Source organism: Marichromatium purpuratum 984 (assembly GCF_000224005.2).
In the GTDB taxonomy this organism is placed as follows: Bacteria; Pseudomonadota; Gammaproteobacteria; order Chromatiales; family Chromatiaceae; genus Marichromatium; species Marichromatium purpuratum.
This window is the reverse complement of sequence record NZ_CP007031.1, coordinates 3,348,918-3,366,130: the sequence shown is the minus strand read 5'-3', so window position 1 is coordinate 3,366,130 and position 17,213 is coordinate 3,348,918. Positions and strand designations below refer to the sequence as shown.

16 protein-coding genes are annotated in these 17,213 nt (G+C 69.7%); 11 read left to right on the top strand and 5 right to left on the bottom strand.

Annotated features, from left to right (window positions below; genetic code table 11):
* The first annotated feature begins 141 nt into the window (after window positions 1–141).
* Window positions 142–1,179 carry a GGDEF domain-containing protein gene (locus tag MARPU_RS14600; RefSeq protein ID WP_025275385.1) on the top strand — a complete coding sequence of 346 codons (1,038 nt, stop codon included), beginning with the start codon at window positions 142–144 and terminating at the stop codon, window positions 1,177–1,179.
* 34 nt (window positions 1,180–1,213) lie between these two features.
* Here the strand turns inward: MARPU_RS14600 and MARPU_RS14595 are convergent, their stop codons facing one another.
* Both MARPU_RS14595 and MARPU_RS14590 read right to left on the bottom strand, forming a co-directional pair.
* Window positions 1,214–1,621 (bottom strand): hypothetical protein, encoded by a 408-nt coding sequence (locus MARPU_RS14595; RefSeq protein WP_005224007.1) that lies wholly within the window; start codon window positions 1,619–1,621, stop codon window positions 1,214–1,216.
* A 98-nt stretch (window positions 1,622–1,719) separates the two neighbouring features.
* The gene (locus MARPU_RS14590; RefSeq protein WP_005224008.1) at window positions 1,720–3,762 is read right to left on the bottom strand and encodes a M1 family metallopeptidase; all 2,043 of its coding nucleotides are present in this window, start codon (window positions 3,760–3,762) and stop codon (window positions 1,720–1,722) included.
* Window positions 3,763–3,921: 159 nt separating this feature from the next.
* On the opposite strand from MARPU_RS14590, the gene MARPU_RS14585 reads away from it, so the two are divergent.
* Both MARPU_RS14585 and MARPU_RS14580 read left to right on the top strand, forming a co-directional pair.
* Window positions 3,922–5,055, top strand: a complete 1,134-nt coding sequence (locus MARPU_RS14585; protein WP_232229478.1) for a ChaN family lipoprotein — start codon at window positions 3,922–3,924, stop codon at window positions 5,053–5,055.
* Window positions 5,055–6,314: a peptidase U32 family protein gene (locus MARPU_RS14580; RefSeq protein ID WP_005224010.1), complete on the top strand. Its 1,260-nt coding sequence runs from the start codon at window positions 5,055–5,057 to the stop codon at window positions 6,312–6,314. The genes MARPU_RS14585 and MARPU_RS14580 overlap by 1 nt, the downstream gene beginning before the upstream one ends.
* Window positions 6,315–6,324: 10 nt before the next feature.
* Here the strand turns inward: MARPU_RS14580 and MARPU_RS14575 are convergent, their stop codons facing one another.
* Window positions 6,325–6,768, bottom strand: coding sequence for a YcgN family cysteine cluster protein (locus MARPU_RS14575; RefSeq protein ID WP_005224011.1), 444 nt, complete (start codon window positions 6,766–6,768; stop codon window positions 6,325–6,327).
* Between the two features lie 353 nt (window positions 6,769–7,121).
* On the opposite strand from MARPU_RS14575, the gene MARPU_RS17760 reads away from it, so the two are divergent.
* The 5 genes from MARPU_RS17760 to MARPU_RS14555 are packed head-to-tail and all read left to right on the top strand — an operon-like array spanning window position 7,122 to window position 10,251.
* Window positions 7,122–7,286 carry a hypothetical protein gene (locus MARPU_RS17760; protein ID WP_005224012.1) on the top strand — a complete coding sequence of 55 codons (165 nt, stop codon included), beginning with the start codon at window positions 7,122–7,124 and terminating at the stop codon, window positions 7,284–7,286.
* On the top strand, window positions 7,286–8,182 hold the full coding sequence (gene xerD, locus MARPU_RS14570; RefSeq protein WP_005224013.1) for a site-specific tyrosine recombinase XerD: 897 nt from the start codon (window positions 7,286–7,288) through the stop codon (window positions 8,180–8,182). Before MARPU_RS17760 ends, xerD begins: the two co-directional genes overlap by 1 nt.
* 34 nt (window positions 8,183–8,216) lie before the next feature.
* Entirely contained in the window at window positions 8,217–8,699 is a 483-nt protein-coding gene (locus MARPU_RS14565) for a YajQ family cyclic di-GMP-binding protein (protein ID WP_005224014.1), read from the top strand.
* A gap of 8 nt (window positions 8,700–8,707) precedes the next feature.
* A complete protein-coding gene (locus MARPU_RS14560; protein WP_005224015.1) occupies window positions 8,708–9,439 on the top strand; it encodes a DsbC family protein in 732 nt (243 codons plus the stop codon).
* A gap of 26 nt (window positions 9,440–9,465) precedes the next feature.
* Complete coding sequence (locus MARPU_RS14555; RefSeq protein WP_005224017.1) at window positions 9,466–10,251, top strand: PP2C family protein-serine/threonine phosphatase; 786 nt, start codon at window positions 9,466–9,468, stop codon at window positions 10,249–10,251.
* A gap of 13 nt (window positions 10,252–10,264) precedes the next feature.
* Here MARPU_RS14555 and mutS read toward each other — a convergent pair whose 3' ends face one another.
* The gene (gene mutS, locus MARPU_RS14550; protein WP_005224018.1) at window positions 10,265–12,859 is read right to left on the bottom strand and encodes a DNA mismatch repair protein MutS; all 2,595 of its coding nucleotides are present in this window, start codon (window positions 12,857–12,859) and stop codon (window positions 10,265–10,267) included.
* Between the two features lie 235 nt (window positions 12,860–13,094).
* The gene (locus tag MARPU_RS14545) at window positions 13,095–13,811 is read right to left on the bottom strand and encodes an SDR family oxidoreductase (protein WP_005224019.1); all 717 of its coding nucleotides are present in this window, start codon (window positions 13,809–13,811) and stop codon (window positions 13,095–13,097) included.
* 309 nt (window positions 13,812–14,120) lie between these two features.
* Between MARPU_RS14545 and lapB the strand changes: the two genes are divergently transcribed.
* The 3 genes from lapB to galU all read left to right on the top strand — a co-directional run bounded on the left by lapB (window position 14,121) and on the right by galU (window position 17,055).
* Window positions 14,121–15,317 carry a lipopolysaccharide assembly protein LapB gene (gene lapB, locus MARPU_RS14540; RefSeq protein WP_005224020.1) on the top strand — a complete coding sequence of 399 codons (1,197 nt, stop codon included), beginning with the start codon at window positions 14,121–14,123 and terminating at the stop codon, window positions 15,315–15,317.
* Window positions 15,318–15,353: 36 nt separating this feature from the next.
* Complete coding sequence (gene pyrF / locus MARPU_RS14535; protein ID WP_005224021.1) at window positions 15,354–16,052, top strand: orotidine-5'-phosphate decarboxylase; 699 nt, start codon at window positions 15,354–15,356, stop codon at window positions 16,050–16,052.
* 124 nt (window positions 16,053–16,176) lie between these two features.
* Window positions 16,177–17,055 (top strand): UTP--glucose-1-phosphate uridylyltransferase GalU, encoded by an 879-nt coding sequence (gene galU / locus MARPU_RS14530; RefSeq protein WP_005224022.1) that lies wholly within the window; start codon window positions 16,177–16,179, stop codon window positions 17,053–17,055.
* Window positions 17,056–17,213 lie beyond the last annotated feature (158 nt).

Genomic DNA, 17,213 nt, shown 5'->3' with positions numbered 1-17,213 from the left:
GTGGTTCGCGGTCCCTGACCTGCGGTGATTGATCGCGCTGTCCGGCGAGCGTATCTTGCCTCCTCAATACAGCACGCGCGCCCTTGGATCCGGCGCTCGCTCGACCGCCCCTCCGCGCCCCTCCAGCCGATGAAACCCCCCTTGTGTGACCAGATCGTGCTCGTTAGCGCCGACTCCGAGGCCCGACGGGTTCGTCTCACCCTGCGTGCGTCGCTGCTCGGGGTGGCTCTGAGCGCGTTCTTCACTTGGTTCGACTTCTGGGTCACCGGCTATCTGTTCCACGCCGTCGCCGAGGGGAGCTTCTGTGTCCTGCTGTCGTGGCTCGCCTGGGGACTGTATCGCGGTCACGGCCAACGCATTCTGCCGCTGCTCGGTGTGGTCCTTGCCGGAGTGTTGCTCGCGGTGCTGTCGATCACCGGTGAGGCCGGTGACGGAGTGTTGATCTGGGCGGCGTTGCTGCCGCCGCTGGCCTTCTTCGTGCTCGGACTGTGGTTGGGACTGGCGGTCTCGCTGGGGTTCTGCGTGGTGCTGGTGTCGATACTGTGGCTGCGGATCGCGTTGGATCCCGGCTTCGGCCTGAACTGGCTGGCGATGGTCAATGGTGGTGGGGCCTTGCTGGCCTCGACCGTGATCTCACTGCTCTACGAGCACAGTCGTGCCCATACCGCGCGGCGCCTGGCCCATGTGGCCAACACCGATCCGCTCACCGGGGTGGCCAACCGGCGTGGCTTCCTCGCCGGTTTCGCGTGCCGGATGACGCTGGCGCAACGGTCGCGGACGCCGGTCTCGCTGCTGCTCTTCGACCTCGACCGGCTCAAGCAGCTCAATGACGAGCTGGGGCATGCGGCGGGGGATGCTGCCATCCGTCATGTGGTACGGGTGATCCAGGGGCTGGTGCGGCGCCAGGACCTGTTGGCGCGGCTCGGCGGTGATGAGTTCGCGCTGCTGTTGCCCGACACCGACCTGGATGGGGCTGCGACCCTCGCGCACAAGCTGCGCGAGACGCTGGCGCGTGCGCCGCTGGAGATGGCGGGATGCACCCGGGCGCTGACCCTGAGCATCGGGCTGGCCCAGGCCGAGCCGGGCGAGACCGACTACGATCGGCTCGCCTCGGTGGCTGACCGCTGTCTCTACCGCGCCAAGGAAGGGGGGCGCAATTGCGTGGTCGATCGCTGCTGAGGGCTGGCGCGTCGTGGCGCCAGCCCGGTGCGCGTCAACAACCGTATTCGCAGACCTGATAGCTGCTGACGGTGCCGCCACAGTTCTCGTAGCAGAGACGGTACTCCTCCTCGCACTGCCTGGTGTCGGCGTCCTGGCTGCAGTAGCTGGTCGCGGAGCACTTGCTGCGCTCGCTGTCGCTCTTGGCCGTGGCCATGCAGGCGGTATAGTTGATCATGGCGTTGCGCTCGCAGTCGGCGCGGGCATTGGCGGCGCGGCTCTCGGCCTGGCTGCGGCACATCGCGCGCATGTTCAGGCACTGGTTCAGACACTGTTTGCCGGCACGGTCGGCCGGGGGGACATAGCTGTACTCGGTGCGATAGACCGGCCCGCAGGCGACGAGCGCGACGGCGAGCGTGGCGAGGAAGACGAGACGCTTCAGCGAGCGTGATGACATGGGCATGGTCAATCCTTGAGCCGGTATCCGGCTGTCGTTGGGTCCGTCGAATTCTAGCCAATTCTGTCCCTAATGCAGGTGCGCTGGCGCAGGTCGTGACGTCTTCATTGAGGTGCCGGGGCGAAGCGGTGGGTCAGGGCGCTCGGTCCGCTCGGCCATTGTCCCTTGAGCCGATTCTCGGCGCGTGCGCCGACGAAACCGAGATAACCGTACTTGCCGTAGTGCGGCAGCTTGCGGGCCAGTGCCGGCAGCGCCTCGGCCAGCTCGGTGCCGAGCCAGGCGAGCGGCTGTTCACCACGCGTGGCGGTGAGCACGATGCTGTCGAGCCCGTCGAGACGTTGCGTCGGGGGCGCTGCGGTGGGGTCGGGGACGGCGTGCTCGAAGGTTGCGCGATGGCGATTCTCCCAGCCGAGCAGCCAGATTGCGCCGTGCTCGGGCAGGGTCTCGAACGCGCTGTCGAGTGCCACCCGCCAGCCCGGATGTCCGCTGCGCCAGCGCTCGGCCAGCGCCCGATAGCCGTCGAGCAATGCTGCCGGCGCCCGTGCTGGCAGCAGGATCAGCCCCTGCTCGGCACCGAACAGGTTGCCGAGTGCCACCGGGGTCTCGCCGGGCAGCAGGGTGCGGAAGACGTCGAATCCGGGGTCGACGGCGAGGGCGAGCGGGCGCTGTTCGAGCGCGATGCCGAACGCCTGGGCGTGCTCGGTGGTGTCGATCCAGACCGTGCGACTGCTGCCGTCGGGCAGTGCGAGTCGCAGCGGCAGGTGCAGCGGGAAGGGCGCGCCGGGCTGGGTCTGGCGGATCTCGCCGTGGACCTCTATCTGGCCGTCGTGTTGTTCGAGTCTGACTCCCTCGAGCGCCAGGGTCGGCGCCCCGGGTCGCTCGGCCCAGGCGGCGAAGAACTCGCCGAGGCCGGTGCCCGAGACTTGCTCGAAGGCATGTCGCAGCTCGGCGTAGCCGGCGGCGCGGAAACGGTTGTCGGCATAGAAGCGGCGCAGCCCGGCGTCGAAGGTGTCGTCGCCGAGGCGGCGGCGCAGCATGTGGAAGACCATCGCCCCCTTGCCGTAGCCGATCGCCTGGGAGCCGCCGTCGTGACGGGCACGGAAGGCGCTCAGCGGGAAGTCCTCGCCGTGGTGGACGTGATCGGCGTAGGCCTTGAGCATCTCGCGTCTCGCCTCGAGCCCGGTGCCGGCGCGCTCGCGCTGCCAGTAGTCGGCGAGATAATTGGTCAGCCCCTCGCTCCAGTTGCCCGAGTCGGCGTCGACATAGACCCCGTTGCCCCACCAGTTGTGGAGGATCTCGTGCGGGTAGGAGGTGTGGAGGATGAAGGGCAGGCGGATCACCCGTGAGCCGAGCAGGGTGAAGGAGGGCATGCCATAGCCGCTCTCCCAGAAGTTCTCGACCAGCGCGAACTTGGCGTAGGGGTAGGGGCCGATGCGCTCGGCGTAGTCGCGCAGATAGCTGGCGGTGGCGTCGAGATAGCGTCGCGCGAGTGCGGGGTCGGGCGCGCGCAGATAGACCTGGGTGGCGATGCCCTCGCTGCTGTCGCGATAGAGGGTGAAGGGTGCGGCGACCAGATAGATCGACTCCTGCGGCTGCGTCTCGCGCCACTGTGAGCGTCCCGACTCGGGTGCCGCGCCGGGACCACTGCCCTGGGAGACGGCGATCCAGCCCGCGGGCAGGGTGACATCGAGCGTGAAGCGCAGTCGCTGCCCGGGCAGCAGCGGGTACCAGCCGCTGGCCCCGGAGAGGAAGATGCCATCGCCGCTGATGGTGCCGAGCGACCACTGTCGGTCGCGTCCAACCCCCTCGATCTGGCGGCGCAGGCCGTGACGGATCTGACCCCGGTAGTCGAGGGTGAGCGGCCCGGTGCCGGCGTGTCGCAACCGATAGACGGTGAGGTGGCCGCGTCGCCCGACCGGGGTGAGGGTCGCCGTCTCGTCGCCGACGGTGGGCGTGAGTCCGGCATCGAGCAGCAGCAGGGTGTCGTCGAGCCCGGCGGGGAGCTGCAGCCGATCGCTCGCCTCCAGGGTGCCGGTGGCAGGGTCGATGTGCACCGCGAGCTGGTGCTCGACGAGCGGCGGCTGTGGCGCGGCCTGGGCTGGGATCAGGCCGAGCAGCAGCAGGGTTGAAAGGATCAAGTGTCGCATCAGTATCCGGATCCTCGGCAGAATAGGGAGCGGGGCGGTGTGTGCCCCGGGCAACAGGGTCGGTGCTCGGCGTTTCTTCTCGATGCTCGAGGGAAACGCAGAGCGCGTGACCTGGTCAATCATGCGGGCCGCGGTGGCCCGAAACCAGCGGGGTGAGACGTGTCCTACAAAAGCTTGGCGATGATTGCCGTCGCCGTCGTGCTGGCGGCGCCGGGGGCGAGTGTCCTCGCGCGGGATGCCGAGCCTGTGGCGGGGGCGGCCACCCGGGTGCTCGAACTCGATGCGCTGACCGGGGTCGAGGCCCTGCTCGGGCGCATCGCCGAGCGGCGTGTGGTCTATGTCGGCGAACACCATGATCGCTATGCCGACCATCTCGACCAGCTGGCGGTGATCCGCGGCCTGCATGCCCGTGGCAAGCCGCTGGCGATCGCTCTGGAGTGCTTCCAGCAGCCCTTCCAGATCCATCTCGACGCCTATGTCGCCGGCGCCATCGACGAGGCGCAGATGCTGCGCCGCACCGAGTACTTCGAGCGTTGGCGCTTCGACTACCGGCTCTATCGTCCGATCCTGCGCTTTGCGCGCGAGCACGAGATCCCGCTGATCGCGCTCAATCTCGACCAGGCCCTCACCCGTCGGGTCGGCGAGGTCGGCATCGACGGGCTCGACCGTCACCAGCGCGCCGCCCTGCCCGCGTCGCTCGCTCCGCCCGACGAGGCCTATCGCGAACGGCTGCGCGAGATCTTCGCCCAGCACCCCTTCGGCGACGAGCGCGATCTCGATCACTTCATCGAGGTCCAGCTGCTGTGGGACGAGGGCATGGCCGCGCGCGCCGCCGACTATCTCGCCGCCAACCCCGAGCGCACCCTGGTGGTGCTCGCCGGGGCCGGGCACCTCGAGTACGGCATCGGCATCCCCGACCGGGTCGAGCGCCGGCTCGGGCTGCCGGGTGCGGTGTTGCTCAACGGCGAGGGACGACCGATCGAGCCGCCGGCGGCCGATTTCTATCTCTACCCCGCCCCGGCCGAGCTGCCCCCGGCCGGGCTGCTGGGGGTGCAGCTCGGCGAGGGCGAGGAAGGGGCCGGCACCCGCGTGGTCGGCTTTGCCGCCGACAGTGGCGCGCAGGCCGCCGGGGTAGCGGTGGGAGACCGCATCCTCGCCCTTGCCAGGCGCCCGATCGCCGACTATGCCGACATCCGCCTGGCGCTGCTCGATCGCACCCCCGGCGAGCGGGTCGCGGTCACCATCCTGCGTGGCGCCGAGGAGCGGCTCGATCTCGAGGTGGAGTTGCGCTGATGTCGATGTCGCCCCGTCCCGAGCTGCTCTCCCCGGCCGGCAGCCCCAGCCATCTCGACTATGCCTTCGCCTATGGTGCCGATGCCGTCTACGCCGGGCTGCCCCGATACAGCCTGCGGGTGCGCAAGGGCGGCTTCGACGCCGCCTCGCTCGCCACCGGCATCGCCACGGCCCATGATCTCGGCAAGCGCTTCTATCTCGCCGTCAATCTGATGCCGCACGGGGCCAAGCTGCGCACCTTCGTCGACGACATCGGCGCACTGGTCGCGCTCGGCCCCGATGCGCTGATCATGGCCGACCCCGGGCTGATCATGCTGGTGCGCGAGCGTTGGCCCGAGCTGCCGATCCATCTCTCGGTGCAGGCCAACACGGTCAACGCCGCGGCGGTGCGCTTCTGGGCGGCGCAGGGGGTCGAGCGGGTGATCCTCTCGCGCGAGCTTTCGCTCGACGAGATCGCGGCGATCCGCGAGGCCTGCCCCGACACCGAGCTGGAAGTCTTCGTCCACGGCGCGCTCTGTATCGCCTATTCCGGGCGCTGTCTGCTCTCGGGGTACTTCAACCACCGCGACGCCAACCAGGGGGTGTGCACCAACGCCTGTCGCTGGCGCTACCGCCTGGGCGAGGTGGGTGGCGCCGAGCCCGAGTTCGTGCTGGAGGAGGGTGAACGCCCGGGCGAGTACATGCCGGTGTTCGAGGACGAGCAGGGCACCTACATCATGAACTCGCGCGATCTGCGCGCCGTCGAGCACGTCGCCCGGCTGATCGAGATCGGCATCGACTGTCTGAAGATCGAGGGGCGCACCAAGTCCGACTACTATGTCGCGCGCACCGCCCAGGTCTATCGTCAGGCGATCGACGACGCGCTCGCCGGGCGCGCCTTCCGTGTCGACCTGCTCGAGGCGCTCGAGGGCCTGGCCAATCGGGGCTACACCGAGGGCTTCTATCGCCGTCACGGCGCCGATCCGGCGCTGCAGAACTACGACTGCGGCGCCTCGCGCAACCAGCGCCAGCTGTTCGTCGGCGAGGTGCTGGCGGTACGCGACGGCTGGGCCGAGGTGGCGGTGCGTAACCGCTTCGCCCGTGGCGATCAACTGGAGTTGATGAGCCCGGGCGGCAACCACCCGTTCCGTCTCGAAGCGCTCAGCGATCGCGAGGGCGCGCCGCTCGAGGTCGCGCCGGGTGCGGGTTGGACGGTGCGGGTGCGCCTGCCTGAGGGTGTCGTGCCCGGGGCGCGGGCGCTGCTCACCCGCGCGGTCTGAGCGCGGCGGCTCAGCGCACCCAGTCGATCAGGTGCATCAGCGGATTCTCGCCGGTCTCCGGGCTGAGCACGCGTCCGCGCACGCTCTCGCCGGCCTCGACCACCGACTCCGGGTCGCCGCTGATCAGCGGGTGCCAGCGCGGTAGGGGGCGGCCCTCGGCGAGCAGCCGGTAGGCGCAGGTCTCCGGGAGCCAGGTGGGGTCGTCGAGGTGCGCCAGGGTGAGGGTGATGCAGTCGGGCATGTGACGCGCGCGGTTGGGGTAGTCGCGGCAGCGGCAGGTGTCGAGGTCGAGCAGGGCGCAGGCGATGCGCGAATAGACGATGCGACCCGTGTCCTCGTCCTCGAACTTCTCCAGACAGCACTTGCCACAGCCGTCGCAGAGCGCGTCCCATTGCTCGGCGTCCATCAGCTCGAGCGGGGTGGTCTCCCAGAAGGGGGCGGCAATCTGGTTCATGCGGGGTCCTCGGTCGCCCGATCGGGCGCGAAAAGCGCTTCATCTTGCCGTAAAGCCGAGGGTCTCGCCAGGGGGATGATTGAACCGCAAAGACACAAAGGAGCAGAGTGCTAACAGCGTCCTGTCGCCTGTGGATGCATTCAGCTTGCTCGGCGATCCCCGGCGAGCGGTGTTGCTTGCGGGTGGGCGAGTCTGGGGGACCACTGGAGGTGGTCATCCCGTCAGCGCTTTGCGCGCTTTGGGTCTTTGCGGTTCAGACCGTCCCTGGTTGCTGAAGGTCGACCGCCGGGCGCCTGGGCTATAATCGCCGGTCCGGTCGCTGGGCCGGTGGCCGGGTCGAGGAGGAGGGAAACATGGCGAAGGCGCTGATCCAGGCCCCGTTCGGGCCGATCGCCGTCGACTGGCGCGGGGGTGCGTTGGCCGGAATCGATCTCGTGGCGCAGGGCGAGGAGAATTGCGCCGCGCCGTTGGCCGTCAAGCGCGGGTTGCTGCGCCACGAAGGCTGGGAGGAGGACTGATGGCCGAGGACGGGATCCTGATCGAGCGCTTCGTCGAGTCGCTGTGGCTCGAGCGCGGCGCGAGCCGCAACACCCAGAGCGCCTATCGCTCCGATCTGCGCGCCTTCGCCGCCTGGCTCGCCGCCGAGCGCGAGCGCGGGTTGGCCGCGGCCGCGCGTCAGGACCTGCTCGACTATCTGGCGCTGCTCGCCGAGCAGGGGCGCAAGCCGCGCTCGAGCGCCCGGCTGGTCTCCTCGCTGCGTCAGTTCTATCGCTATCTGCTGCGCCGCGAGGTGATCGCTGACGACCCCAGCGCGCGCATCGAGACCCCGCGCCTGGGTCGCCCCTTGCCCAAGAGTCTGAGCGAGGCCGAGGTCGAGTATCTGCTGCGCGCGCCCGATACCACCGACCCGCGCGGTCATCGCGACCGCACCATGCTCGAGGTGCTCTATGCCAGCGGGTTGCGGGTGACCGAGCTGGTCACCCTGATGCCTGCCCAGATCAGCCTCACCCAGGGGGTGGTGCGGGTGCAGGGCAAGGGCGGGCGCGAGCGTCTGGTGCCGCTCGGCGACGAGGCCACCCACTGGGTGCGCGAATACGTCAAGGGGCCGCGCCTGGAGCTGCTCGGCGGGCGTTGCAGCGACTATCTGTTCCCCACCAGTCGCAGCGAGCACATGAGCCGTCAGGCATTCTGGATGCTGATCAAGCGCTATGCCATTGAGGCCGGGGTGCTCAAGCCGCTCTCGCCCCACACCCTGCGTCACGCTTTCGCCACCCATCTGCTCAATCACGGCGCCGATCTGCGCGTGGTGCAGATGCTGCTCGGGCACAGCGACCTTTCAACCACCCAGATCTATACCCACGTTGCCCGTGAACGGCTCAAGCGGATGCATGCCGTGCATCATCCGCGCGGCTGAGCCGGTCGGGCCATATCCCTGTTCGAGGTTCTTCATGCCATCGTTTGACATCGTTTCCGAGTTCGATCTACAAGAGGTGCGCAACGCGGTCGATCAGGCCAATCGCGAGATCGGTACCCGCTTCGACTTCAAGGGCGTCACCGCCAGCTTCGAACTCGCCGAGGACAAGATCCAGCTCGTCGCCGAGCAGGAGTTCCAGCTCCAGCAGATGCTCGACATCCTGCGCCAGAAGCTGGTCAAGCGTAAGATCGATCTCGCCGCGCTGGAGCCGGGCGAGGCGGTGCAGACGCTCAATGCCGCGCGCCAGGAGATCGTCCTCAAGCAGGGCGTCGACAGCGACACCGCCAAGCGCATGGTCAAGGCGATCAAGACGAGCAAGCTCAAGGTGCAGGCCCAGATCCAGGGCGAGCAGGTGCGGGTCACCGGCAAGAAGCGCGACGACCTGCAGGCGGTGATCACGCTACTGCGTGAGTCCGACTGGGGGCTGCCGCTGCAATTCGAAAACTTCAGAGACTAGGAAGCCCCATGCTGAGAATCAGATCCCTCGCCCTGGCCGCCACCCTCGGCTGCCTCGCCACCGCCGTCCACGCCGGTCCCGAGCAGCAGATTCGCGCCGCGCTCGAGGCGGTGTCCCCGGACATCGAGATCCGTGACATCCGCCCGGCCCCGATCGATGGCCTCTACGAGGTGCTCGTCGGCAGCGAGCTGATGTACATGACCGCCGACGGTCGTTATTTCATCGATGGGCGCATCGTCGACCTCAAGACCCGCACCGATCTCACCGAGCCGCGTCTGGCCGAGGCCCGTAAGGGGTTGATCGACGCCCTTGGCGAGGAGTCGATGGTGAGCTTCGGTCCCGCCGACGCCGCGCACACGGTGACGGTGTTCACCGACATCGAATGTGGCTACTGCCGCAAGCTGCACAGCCAGATCGACGACTATGTCGCCAACGGCATCCGCGTGCGCTATCTGTTCTTCCCCCGCGCCGGCGAGGGCAGCGAGGCCTATCGCGAGGCCGTCTCGGTGTGGTGCGCCGGTGATGCCGAGGCGCGTCGCGAGGCGATGACCGAGGCCAAGCAGGGCAAGTCGATCGAGATGCGCAAGTGCGACAACCCGGTGGCCGAGCACATGGCGCTGGGGCGTGAGCTGGGGCTGCGCGGCACCCCGGCGATCGTCACCGAGGACGGCACCCTGATCCCGGGCTATGTCGATCCCAAGCGCCTCGCGGTCGAACTCGACCAGATGGCCGGCTCCTGAGCGCGGCGACGGCGAGTGGCCCCGTGATGTGGTCGCATCAGCTCGAGTACGCCTGGCAGACCGACTGCGGTCGGGTGCGCGCGCACAATGAGGACGCCGTCGGCGTCCATCCCGCGCTCGGCCTGATCGTGGTCGCCGACGGGGTCGGTGGCGCGAGCGCCGGCGAGGTGGCCAGCCGCACCGCGGTCGAGACCATCGCCGAGCGCTTCCGTCGCCACCCCTCGCCACGCCACGACGCCGAGCGTACCCGGCTGTTCGTCGAGGCGGCGATCGAGGAGGCCAACATCGCCATCTGGCGCCATGCCAACACCAATCCGGGGTGCGCCGGGATGGGGACCACGGTGGTGCTCGGCGTGCTCGGTCCCGGCTGGATGGTGGCCGCCCATGTCGGCGACTCGCGTCTCTACCGGCTGCGCGACGGCGTACTCGAACAGCTCTCGCGCGATCACAGCCTGCTCCAGGAGGTGCTCGACCAAGGGCTCTACGACTCGCGCGAGGAGGCGATGGCGAGCGGCATCGGCGAGAACATCCTCACCCGTGCGCTGGGTTCGCTGCCGAGCCCCGGAGTGAGTTCGTCGATCTGCACCCTGGCACCCGGAGATCTCTATCTGTTCTGCAGCGACGGGCTGAGCGGCATGCTCGGCGAGGCGCAGCTGCGCGAGGCGCTGCGCGCGGCCGACCCCGCGTCCCTGGGACGGACCGCCGAGGACCTGATCACCGCGGCCAACGCCGCGGGCGGCAAGGACAACATCACCCTGGCGTTGCTCGGTGTCGGCCCCCGGCTGGTGCCGGAGACCGATCCGCTCGGCTGAGCGGCGTGCCGGCTCAGTTGGTCGTCAGCAGTGCCCGCAGTCGGTAGAGCGCGTCGAGCGCCTCGCGCGGGCTGAGCGCGTCGGGGTCGAGTGCCTCGAGCGCCTCGTGCAGCGGGTCCGGTGCCGGCGGTTCGGGCGTGGGTGCGGCCGCCGGCTCGGCGGCGAACAGCGACAGCTGCACCGTCTCGCGCTCGGCGTGGGCGCGGGCGTTGTGCTCCAGCTCCTGCAGCCGCGTGCGGGCCCGCGCGATCACCGGCTGCGGCACCCCGGCGAGCGCAGCCACCGCCAGTCCGTAGCTCTGGTTCGCCGGTCCCTCGCGCAGCGCGTGCATGAACACCACGGTGTCGCCGTGCTCGACCGCGTCGAGATGGACGTTGGCGATCCCCGGATACTCCTCGGGCAGCGTGGTCAGCTCGAAGTAGTGGGTGGCGAACAGGGTGTAGGCGCCGATCCCGGTGGCCAGCTCGACCCCGCACGACCAGGCCAGCGACAGCCCGTCGAAGGTGCTGGTGCCGCGACCGATCTCGTCCATCAGCACCAGGCTCTCGGCGGTGGCGTTGTGGAGGATGTTGGCCGTCTCCTCCATCTCCACCATGAAGGTCGAGCGCCCGCCGGCGAGGTCGTCGGAGGCGCCGATGCGCGAGAACACCCGGTCGACCGGGCCGAGCCGGGCGCTGCGCGCCGGTACGAAGCTGCCGGTATAGGCCAGCAGCACGATCAGCGCGCACTGACGCATGTAGGTCGACTTGCCGCCCATGTTGGGGCCGGTGATCACCAGCATCCGCCGCTCGGCGTCGAGGCTGAGCGAGTTGGCGACGAAGGGCTGGTCGATGACCTGCTCGACCACCGGGTGACGGCCGTCGACGATCTCGATCCCGGGCGTGTCGTCGAGCGTCGGGCGCGCCCAGCCGAGGCGCTCGGCGCGCTCGGCGAGGTTGGTGAGCACGTCCAGGGTGGCGATCCCGGTGGCGCTCCTCTGCAGCGGCGCGAGCCGTTCGGCCAGGGTCGTGAGCAGCGCCTCGTAGAGCGCCTTCTCGCGGGCCAGGGCGCGCTCGCGGCTGCTCAGGATCTCGTCCTCGAAACCCTTCAGCTCCGGGGTGATGTAGCGCTCGGCGGCCTTCAACGTCTGGCGGCGCACGTACTCGACCGGCACCGCGTCGCCGTGGCTGCGCCCGACCTCGATGTAATAGCCGTGCACCCGGTTGTAGCCGACCTTGAGGGTGGCGATGCCGGTGCGCGCGCGCTCGCGCTGCTCCAGTTCGACGAGGAAGCGGTCGGCGTTCTCCGAGAGGCCGCGCAGCCGGTCGAGTTCGGCGTCATAGCCCGCGGCGATCACCCCGCCGTCGCGGATCAGCAGCGGTGGCTGAGGGATGACGGCGCGGGCGAGCAGACCCTGGGTCTCGGGGTGGGTGGCGATCCTGTCGGCCAGCTCGGCGAGCAGCGGGTCGTCGATCGCCTCGAGGTGTTCGCCGAGTGCCGGCAGCAGTGCCAGCGAGTCGCGCAGCACCGCGAGGTCGCGCGGGCGCGCCGAGCCGAGCGCGACCCGGGCGAGGATGCGTTCGAGGTCGCCGATGCCGGCGAGCAGCTCGGCGAGATCATCACGCCCCGGGGCCGCGAGCAGCGCGGCGACCGCGCCGTGACGGCGGGCGACGGCGTGACGGTCGCGCAGCGGGCGGTTGATCCAGCGGCGCAGCAGCCGGCTGCCCATCGCTGTGGCGGTGTGATCGATCACCCCGGCGAGGGTGTGCTGGTGCTCGCCGCCGAGGCTCTCGGTCAGCTCCAGGTTGCGCCGAGTGGCGGCGTCGATGATCAGCGCCTCGTCGCGCTGCTCGGTGCTCAGCCCGCGGATGTGGGGCAGGGCGGCGAACTGGGTGTCGCGTACGTACTGCAACAGACAGCCGGCGGCGCCGATCGCCAGCGTCATGCCGGCGCAGCCGAAGCCGCCGAGGTCGCGGGTGCCGAATTGCTCGCAGAGCATGCGCGCGCCGTTGTCGGCCTCGAAGTGCCAGGCCGGGCGACGGGTGAGGCCGCGCTCGAGGCGCAGCGCCTCGGGCAGCGAGGACGACTCGTCGACCAGCACCTCGGCGGGGCGCAGGCGTTCGAGTTCGCTGGCGAGTGCCTCGCGTCCGCTGACCTCGAGCACCGAGAAGCGGCCGCTGGAGAGTTCGAGCTGGGCCAGCCCGTAGCCCGCGCGCGCCGATTCGGCGATCGCCACCAGCAGGTTCTCGCGACGGTCCTCGAGCAGCGCCTCGTCGGTGAGGGTGCCGGGCGTGACCACGCGGGTGACCTTGCGCTCCACCGGTCCCTTGCTCTTGGCCGGGTCGCCGATCTGCTCGCAGATCGCCACCGATACGCCCTGACGCACCAGTCGCGCGAGATAGCCCTCGGCGGCGTGATAGGGCACCCCGGCCATGGGGATCGGACGCCCGGCCGACTGGCCGCGCTTGGTCAGGGTGATGTCTAGCAACCGGGCGGCGCGCTCGGCGTCCTCGAAGAAGAGTTCGTAGAAGTCCCCCATGCGATAGAACAGCAACAGGTCCGGGTACTCCGCCTTGAGTCCGAGGTATTGCCGCATCGCCGGGGTGTGCTGAGAAAGATCCTGGGACATCCGCGCTCGTCTGCCGTGGCCGGGTGGAAAAGGCCAGCTAGTCTAGAGACTTTGACGCATGCGTGCAGCGGGGGAATTTGAACCGCGAGACGCCAGGTGCGCAAATCGGTTGCAAGTTGCAAGCGACCCGCGAGCAATGGCTGTGCGTCCTCGACGGCAGCACGGCTTGCCATCAGCCGTGGCGCACGTGCTCGGCGTCAGTGTTTGAGGGTCGGCAGCGACTGGCGACTGGTTGCTAACTCCGCCCGTAGACCGGGATCGCCGCGCCGGTGACGGCGCGTGCGGCGGGGGAGGCGAGGAAGACGATGACCTCGGCGATCGCGGCCGGCTCGACCCAGTCGCCGGGGTCCTGGTCGGGCATGGCGGCGCGGTTCTCCGGGGTGTCGACGGTGCCGGGGAGGATGCAGTTGACGTTGATGCCTTGGTCGCGCAGCTCGGCCGAGAGGGTCTCGGTGAGTGCGATCACCGCCGACTTGGCGGCGCTGTAGGGGCCCATGTAGGCGCCGGCGGGGCGGGCGGCGCGGGCCGAGACATTGACCATGGCGCCGCCGCCGCCGGCGATCAGGTGAGGCACGGCGGCGCGCGCGCCGTGCAGCAGGGTGCGGACGTTGATGTCGAGCATCCGGTCCCAGTCGGCGTCACTGGTCTGGTGCAGCGGCGTGCCCATGGCGAAGCCGCCGGCGAGGTTGGCCAGGGTGTCGAGTCGGCCGTGGCGTTCGACCAGCCGGGCAAGCTCGGCGCCGAGCGCGTCGGGGGCGAGCAGGTCGCAGGCGAGGCACTCGACGGTGATCCCGGTGCCGAGTTCGTCGCGTGTGCGTTCGAGCGCCTCGCGGTCGCGCGCGAGCAATGCCAGCCGGGCGCCACGTCGGGCGAAGGCGGCGGCGGTGGCGCGGCCGAGGTTGCCGGTGGCGCCGGTGATGAGGACCAGTTGCTGGTCGGGTTCGCGGATCATGTTCGGACCTCCTGCCCGAGGGGCTCGTGCCGAGCAATCTGGGGTGGTCGCGGGACGGACTCAAGGCCGACCGGCCCGGAGGCCTCGGCGTGCCTCGTGCGGTCGGTCGTGCCGGCCTGTTATGATTGAGACGGTGAGCGACCGATCCGGATCACTTGACGGCCCCCCTCTCGGTCCTTGCGCTCCTGGGGTGCGAGGTACACGGGCGGTCATGCGCGTGCCGCACGGTGACGCTTGCCGTGATCCCTTGCCGTGGTCGTGCCGCGCAGCCTCAGGCACGGCCCCGGCCCGGCTCGATGGAGTGCGCGCGTGATCGAGATCCTGTTCCTGCTGCTGCCGGTTGCGGCGGCCTCCGGTTGGTGGCTGGCGCGACACGAGCGTCCCGCGCCCCGGCGGTCTCGCCGCGCGGCCCATCCGAGCTTCCTGCGCGGACTCAACTATCTGCTCGACGAGCAGCCCGACAAGGCGCTCGACATGTTCATCGAGCTCGCCGAGGTCGACGACGAGACCGTCGAGACCCATCTCGCCCTCGGCAGCCTGTTCCGTCGCCGTGGCGAGGTCGACCGCGCGATCCGCATCCACCAGAACCTGATGGCGCGTCCCAGCCTCGATGCCGAGCAGCGCGGCTATGCCCTGCTCGAGCTGGGCCAGGACTACATGAGCGCCGGGCTGCTCGATCGCGCCGAGCTGCTGTTCCAGGAGCTCGCCGGGCTCGGTCTGCACCGTCAGCGCGCGCTCGCCGGGCTGCGCGAGATCTATCAGCAGGAGCGTGACTGGGAGCGCTGTCTGGAGGTCGCCGAGCAGCTGCGTCCCGGCGGCGAGTCGGTGCTCGACGCCGAGATCGCCCACTATCACTGCGAGCTGGCCGAGGAGGCGCGCCGTCGCGGCGAGCACGAGCGCGTTCGCGCGCAGCTCGCGCGGGCGTTGCAGATCGACCCCGAATGCGTGCGCGCCAGCATGCTCGAGGCCCGGGTGGCGCTCGAGGAGGGCGAGCCTCAGCGGGCGCTGGCGCTGTTTCGCGGGCTGGTCGAACGCCACGGCGCCTATCTGCCGGAGATCCTGCCGGCGCTGATCGAGGCGCTCGAGCGTGTCCCCGGGGAGGACCCGCTGGCGGTGCTCGAGGGGCTGGCGGCGCGTCATCCCAGTCCGGCGTTGGTGGTGACGCTGGCCGAGCGGGTCGCCGCCGAGCGCGGTCGCGCCGAGGCGCTCGACCTGCTCTGCGCGCACCTGCGTCGGTTCGCCGACCTGGTGGGGCTCGAGCGCCTGCTCGCGCTCGAGCTGACGGAGCTGCCGGACGCCGCCGATGTCCATCGGCTCGAGCGCGCGCTGGCGGTGATCCGCCATCTGGCCGCGCGCCAGCCGGCCTATCAATGCGATCATTGCGGCTTCCAGGCGCGCTCACTGCACTGGCAGTGCCCGAGCTGCAAACGCTGGGGCTCGGTGGTGCCGGTACAGCCCGAGCCGCTGGTGATCGACGCCGGGCTCGACGGCCCGCGCCTGGCCTAGACGCCGATCTCAATCCGAACCCTTGAAGGAACCCTCGTGACCCAGTCGACACGCATCATCGTGGCCCTCGATTTCCCCGCCCGCGAGCCGGCGCTCGCCCTGGTCGATCAGCTCGACCCGGCACGCTGTCGCCTCAAGGTCGGCAAGGAGCTGTTCACCCGGCTCGGGCCGGACTTCGTCGCCACCCTGCAGGCGCGCGGCTTCGAGGTCTTCCTCGACCTCAAGTTCCACGACATCCCCAACACCGTCGCCGCGGCCTGTGCCGCGGCGGCCGATCTCGGGGTGTGGATGGTCAACGTCCATGTCACCGGCGGGCGGCGGATGATCGAGACCACCCGCGAGCGGCTCGATGCCCTGCCCAAGGCGCCGCTGCTGATCGGGGTGACCGTGCTCACCAGCCTCGACGGTGACGATCTGGCCGAGGTCGGCTGTCCGGGCGAACCGGCCGAGCGGGTGCTCGCGCTCGCCGAACTCGGCCGCGAGGCCGGGCTCGACGGCATCGTCTGCTCGCCGCGCGAGGCCGCGGCGGTGCGGGCCGCCCTCGGCGAGGATTTCGTGCTGGTCACCCCGGGTGTGCGCCCGAGCTGGGCGGCGACGGGGGATCAGAAACGGGTGATGACCCCGCGCGAGGCGGTTGCCGCCGGCTCCGATCATTTGGTGATCGGTCGTCCGATCGCCGCCGCGCCCGATCCGCTGGCCGCGCTGGCCGAGATCGAGCGCGAACTCGCGGGCTGAACACGGCGCCCCGCCGGTGCCGGTCGAAGCCGATCGGGCCTCCCGCCGGCGATGCGTGGAGGTGCTCGCCCCGGGCGGGGTGCGCCGTATCAAGCAATCAATATCGACGAGAGGAGATGACTCGATGGCGAAGATTCACAAGGCAGTCTTTCCGGTGGCCGGTCGCGGTACCCGCTTCCTGCCGGCGACCAAAGCCAGTCCCAAGGAGATGCTGCCGATCGTGGACAAGCCGCTGATCCAGTACGCCGCCGAGGAGGCCGAGGCCGCCGGAGTGGAACAGTTGGTGTTCATCACCGGACGTCACAAACGCTCGATCGAGGATCACTTTGACAAGGCCTTCGAGCTGGAAGTGGAGTTGGCCGAGGCGGGCAAGGACAAGCTGCTCAAGGTGGTGCGCAACGTGCTCGCCGAAGGCACCTCCTGTGCCTACGTGCGTCAGGCCGAGGCCCTGGGGTTGGGCCATGCAGTGCTCTGTGCCAAGCCGGTGGTCGGCCGCGAACCCTTCGCGGTGCTGCTCGCCGACGACCTGATCCGCGCCGAGGGCAAGGGCGTGGTCGAGCAGATGGCCGAGGTCCACGCGCGCCATGGCTGCAGCGTGCTCAGCGTCCAGGAGGTGCCGCGCGAGGAGACGCACAAGTACGGTATCGTCAAGGTCGAGCCCGGCCCCGATGGCGAGCTGCGAGTGGTCTCGATCGTCGAGAAACCGGCGCCCGAGGACGCGCCCTCGAACCTCGCCGTGGTCGGGCGTTACCTGCTCACCCCGGCGATCTTCGACAAGCTCGAGAACACCGGAACCGGCGCCGGCGGTGAAATCCAGCTCACCGACGCGATCTCGGCATTGCTCGCCGACGAGCCGGTGATCGCTCACCCCTTCGAGGGCAAGCGCTACGACTGCGGCAGCAAGCTCGGCTATCTGGAGGCGACGGTGGAACTCGGTCTCGACCACCCCGAACTCGGCGAGCGTTTTGCCACCTATCTGCGCGATTTCATCGCGCAGCAGTAGGGGGTTGGCAGAGGCGTCTTTGAACCGCTAAGACGCCAAGAACGCAAAGGGGAAGACAGCTACCAGCTACCAGCTGGCAGTCACCAGTGAGCGGTCTGACTCGACCGTGACCATGGCTGCCAGAGTCACCGGAGGCAGGGAGGCCCGGAAGACTGCCT